This is a genomic window from Gordonia sp. i37, assembly GCF_002043085.1.
Taxonomy (GTDB): Bacteria; Actinomycetota; Actinomycetes; order Mycobacteriales; family Mycobacteriaceae; genus Gordonia; species Gordonia polyisoprenivorans.
Genome location: NZ_MVPX01000183.1, coordinates 1 through 4,778, shown reverse-complemented (window position 1 = coordinate 4,778; position 4,778 = coordinate 1). Strand labels below are relative to the sequence as shown.

Below are 4,778 nucleotides of genomic sequence, written 5' to 3'. Positions count from 1 at the left end.
CCCCCCCCCCCCCCGCCCCCATATCCTGGAACGCATCATGTCCTCCTCCCCCGCCCGCTCCACCGCTCATCCGGAGGACGTCGATCCTCACGAACTGCGCGAGCGCATCGCTCGGCTGAGCATCGTCGACGAGCACTCGTTGGGCCGCAGACTCGACAAACTCAGACTCGACAAACTCGGACTCGACAAGCGCGGACCGGACAAGCGCGGACCGGACGAACGCGGAGCAGCTCCCTCGCCCGAACGTCTGGACGGCCTGCTCCGTGCGATCGAGGGCGCCGAGAAACGGATCGCTGCTCGACGTGCTGCGATCCCGGTCATCGAGTATCCGGCGGAGCTCCCGGTGTCGGCGGCGCGTGCGGAGATCGCCGCGGCGATCGCCGAGCATCAGGTGGTCGTCGTCGCCGGGGAGACCGGGTCGGGCAAGACCACCCAGTTGCCGAAGATCTGCCTCGAGCTCGGCCGCGGTGTGCGGGGGGCGATCGGTCACACCCAACCCCGTCGGATCGCGGCCAGTTCGGTGGCGCGCCGGATCGCCGACGAGACGGGCACCCACATCGGCGACGCCATCGGTTACTCCGTGCGGTTCTCCGATCGTTCGGGTGCCGACACGCTGGTGAAGGTGATGACCGACGGCATCCTGCTGCGGGAGATCTCCTCGGACCCGATGCTGCGGCACTACGACACGATCATCGTCGACGAGGCCCACGAACGCAGTCTCAACATCGATTTCATCCTCGGTTATCTGCGCCGCCTGCTGCCCCGCCGGCCCGACCTCAAGGTCATCATCACCTCGGCGACCATCGAACCCGACCGATTCGCACGGCATTTCGCCACCGCCGATACCGAGGTGCCGATCCTCGAGGTGTCGGGGCGCACGTATCCGGTCGAGGTGCGGTATCGCCCGCTGTCACTGCGGGAAGACCCTGATTCCGGCGACGACGCCGGTGGCGGCGAGCACGCCGATCTCGATCTGTTCGAGGGGATCGACGCCGCAATCGGCGAGTTGTGGGGCGCGAATGGTCGCGGGGACATCCTGGTGTTCCTGCCCACCGAACGCGACATCAGAGAGGCCGCGGCAGTGCTGTCGCGTCGTGTCGCCGCGGGCGCGGAGGTGGTTCCGCTGTTCGCGCGGTTGTCCATCGCCGACCAACAGAAGGTGTTCTCGCCGTCGGACGGCCGTCGAATCGTGTTGGCCACCAACGTGGCCGAGACATCGCTGACGGTTCCGGGCATTCGCTACGTCATCGATTCGGGGACCGCACGCATCTCCCGCTATTCGACGCGCACGAAGGTGCTCCGGCTGCCGATCGAACCCATCTCGCAGGCCAGCGCCCGCCAGCGTGCCGGGCGCTGCGGGCGCGTCGCGCCCGGCGTGTGTATCCGGCTGTACTCCGAGGCGGACTTCGACGCCCGGCCCGCCTTCACCGATCCGGAGATCCTGCGCACCAACCTGGCGTCGGTGATCCTGCAGATGACCGCGCTGCGCCTCGGCGACATCGCCGACTTCCCGTTCGTGCAGCCACCCGACGCCCGGGCGATCCGCGACGGCATGGCAGTCCTGGGTGAACTGGGCGCGATCACCACCGGCGGCCAGAAGACGCGCGGCACAGCGCGGTCGGACTCCGGCACTGCCCGGTCGGACTCCGGCACGGCGCCCCGGCTGACGCCGGTCGGCGCGACGATGGCGCGCATTCCGGTCGATCCGCGGATCGCTCGCATGCTCGTCGGCGCCCGCGACGAGGGATGTCTGGAGCACGTGCTCGTCATTGCTGCGGCATTGTCGCTGCCCGATGTCCGTGAGCGACCGGCCGAACATCGGGAGGCCGCCGACGCCGCGCATCGTCGCTTTGCGGTCCCGGGCTCGGATTTCCTCGCCTACCCGGCGCTGTGGGCGTATCTGCAGGAGAAGCGCAAAGAGCTGTCGGGCAATCAATTCCGGCGGATGTGCGAGCGCGAGTTCCTGCACTATCTGCGCATCCGGGAATGGCAGGACCTGCATCGGCAGTTGCGCGGCATCGTCTCCGACCTCGACTGGGAGACTCCACGCACCGAGATCGATGCCGATGCGATCCATCGCGCGATCCTCGCCGGGCTGCTCGGCAACATCGCCGCACGCAATGCCGAGGGCCGCGAATACACCGGAGCCCGCAACACCACGCTGATGATCTTCCCCGGGTCGTCGGTCGCCAAGAAGCCGCCCGCGTTCCTGATGGCGGCCGAGATCATCGAGACGTCACGGTTGTTCGCGCACACCGTGGCCGGGGTGGACCCGTTGTGGGTGGAACGGTTGGCCGGCGACCTGGTCAAACGCACCTACAGCGAGCCGCACTGGTCGTCGCGGCGGGGCGCGGCGATGGCCTACGAACGCGTCACCCTCTACGGGGTCACCCTCGTCGCACGACGCCGGGTGACCTATGGCCCCATCAACCCCGAGGTCTCCCGGGAGTTGTTCCTCCGGCACGCCCTGGTCGAGGGCGACTGGAAGACCGACCACGAGTTCTTCCACCGGAATCGGCAACTGCTCAGCGACGCCGCCGATGTCGAGCACCGCGCCCGACGGCGCGATGTGGTGATCTCCGAGGAGCAACTGTTCGAGTTCTACGATCAGCGCATCCCTGCCGAGGTGACCTCGGCGCGACATTTCGACTCCTGGTGGAAGAAGACGCGGTCGGCGCAACCGCATCTGCTCGACCTGACCGCGGCCGATGTGGCGGCTGACGTCGCCGTCGCCGACACCGACTATCCGGGGTTCTGGCAGCAGGGCCAGACCCGTCTGGAGCTGCGGTATCGTTTCGAGCCCGGCGCGCCCGACGACGGCGTCACCGTCGTCATCCCGAAAGATCTTCTGCCCCATGTACGCAACGCCGGCTTCGATTGGCTGGTCCCGGGGATGCGCTCGGAGTTGGCGACCGAACTCGTCAAGACCCTGCCGAAGTCGCTGCGCAAAACGATGGCACCGGCCCAACGTTTCGCCGATCTGGCGCTCTCTCGGCTGACCCCACGCTCGGAGCCGCTGATCCGCGGTCTGGCCCGGGAGTTGTCGACCATCACCCGTCACTCGGTCTCGCCCGCCGACTTCGACCCCGACCGACTCCCGACTCATCTGCGCATCCACTTCGCGGTCGTCGACGACAAGGGCGAGATCCTCACCCGTACTTCATCGTTCGCCGAACTGTCGGAACCGACATCCGCCGCCACCACACAGACGGCCACACCGGTGTACACCACGTGGACCGACGAGGACATCGGAACACTCGCGCCGAGCGAGACCGCCGACGTCGCCGGGCAGACCATCACCCGTTACCCGACTCTGCACGTGACCCACCGCGCCGGCCATCCCGACGGGGTCTCGGTTGTCCGGGCGGCGACCACCACCGAGGCGAGCACCGCCCTGGCCGGCGGCGTGATCGTGTTGTTGGAGAACACGATCCCCGCATTGAGTCCGAAAGCCGCCTCCGGACTGGACCCTGCCGGACGGATCGCGTTGAGCCAGAGCCCCTATCGGGAGCCGGCGCGGTTGTTCGGCGATTGCACACGCCGAGCGATCCGTGATCTCGTGGAGCCCGACGAACTGCGCGTCGTACGTTCGCCCCAGGCGTTCGCCGCGCTCGCCCAACGGCTGCGGCCAGCGGTGACCGACGCCGCTCCGGAGTATCTACGCCTCGCGGTCGACGTCCTGCGGGAGTTGGTGGCACTGCGCGGTGTGATCGACACCCATTCGGGGCAACTCGCCGCCGACGACGTCGCCGAACAGCTCGGCCATCTGGTGTTCGACGGCTTCGTCGCCGCCACCCCACGGGAGCACCTGGCGGAGGTGCCCCGCTATCTGCGCGCTGCCCGTGAGCGCCTGGAGCATCTGCCGGCATCCGCCGCGCGGGATCGCGCCGGCATGGAGGCACTGGATCGGGTGGTGGAGCGCTGGAACCAGCGGCTCGCGCAGGTGCCCGACGGCAGGCGAGACGCGGTCAACGAACAGGCGCACTGGCTCGTCGAGGAATTGCGGGTCGGTCTGTTCGCGCAGCGACTGGGCACGCGTTATCCGATCTCGGAGAAACGGGCGCTACGGACCCTGGACCGACTCGGCTGACACGACGCCGGCTGCGGGCGTCGTCCGGCCGTGGGTCAGATTGCCCTGCAGGTCGTCGATCTCGCGTTGGAAGTCCTCGAGGGAATCGAACGAGCGGTACACCGACGCGAATCGCAGGTAGGCGACCTCATCGAGGTCGCGCAAGGGTTTGAGGATCGCCAATCCGACCTCGTTGCTGGGGATCTCGGCGACTCCGGAGGCCCGAACGGTCTCCTCGACCTGTTGGGCGAGCTGCGCGAGATCGTCCTCGTCGACCTGGCGTCCCTGACACGCGCGTCGGACCCCACGCATCACTTTCTCGCGGCTGAAGGGCTCGGTGACGCCATTGCGTTTGACGACGGCCAGGACAGCGGTCTCCACCGTCGAGAACCGGCGACCGCATGCGCTGCAGGAGCGGCGCCGACGGATCGCCTGCCCCTCGTCGGCAACTCGGGAGTCGATGACCTTGGTGTCATCATTCCTGCAGAACGGGCAGCGCATACACCGACAATACCGCCCCACCGCGGTGGAACAGCCGTGTGATCGCCTACCCCGGTCGTCACCGGTAGGCGGGTACCAGCAGTGCCTGACCGACCTGGAGCCCGCTGCCGGACATCTCGTTCATCCGCGCGATCTCGTCGATGACGGCCTGCCGGGGCAGGTCGGGCGCGACCCGTGCGGCAACCGAGTTCAGCGATTCCCCGGCACG

General features: G+C 68.1%; 3 protein-coding genes. 1 reads left to right on the top strand and 2 read right to left on the bottom strand.

Annotated elements, in window-relative coordinates; genetic code table 11:
- The first annotated feature begins 37 nt into the window (after nt 1-37).
- Nucleotides 38-4,090 (top strand): ATP-dependent RNA helicase HrpA, encoded by a 4,053-nt coding sequence (gene hrpA, locus B1964_RS08940; RefSeq protein ID WP_079929534.1) that lies wholly within the window; start codon nt 38-40, stop codon nt 4,088-4,090.
- On the opposite strand, the gene nrdR is transcribed toward hrpA, so the two are convergent.
- A complete protein-coding gene (gene nrdR / locus B1964_RS08935; protein WP_014359831.1) occupies nt 4,064-4,570 on the bottom strand; it encodes a transcriptional regulator NrdR in 507 nt (168 codons plus the stop codon). The genes hrpA and nrdR overlap by 27 nt on opposite strands.
- A 58-nt stretch (nt 4,571-4,628) precedes the next feature.
- Nucleotides 4,629-4,763, bottom strand: coding sequence for a LysM peptidoglycan-binding domain-containing protein (locus B1964_RS08930; protein ID WP_079929535.1), 135 nt, complete (start codon nt 4,761-4,763; stop codon nt 4,629-4,631).
- Nucleotides 4,764-4,778: the final 15 nt, after the last annotated feature.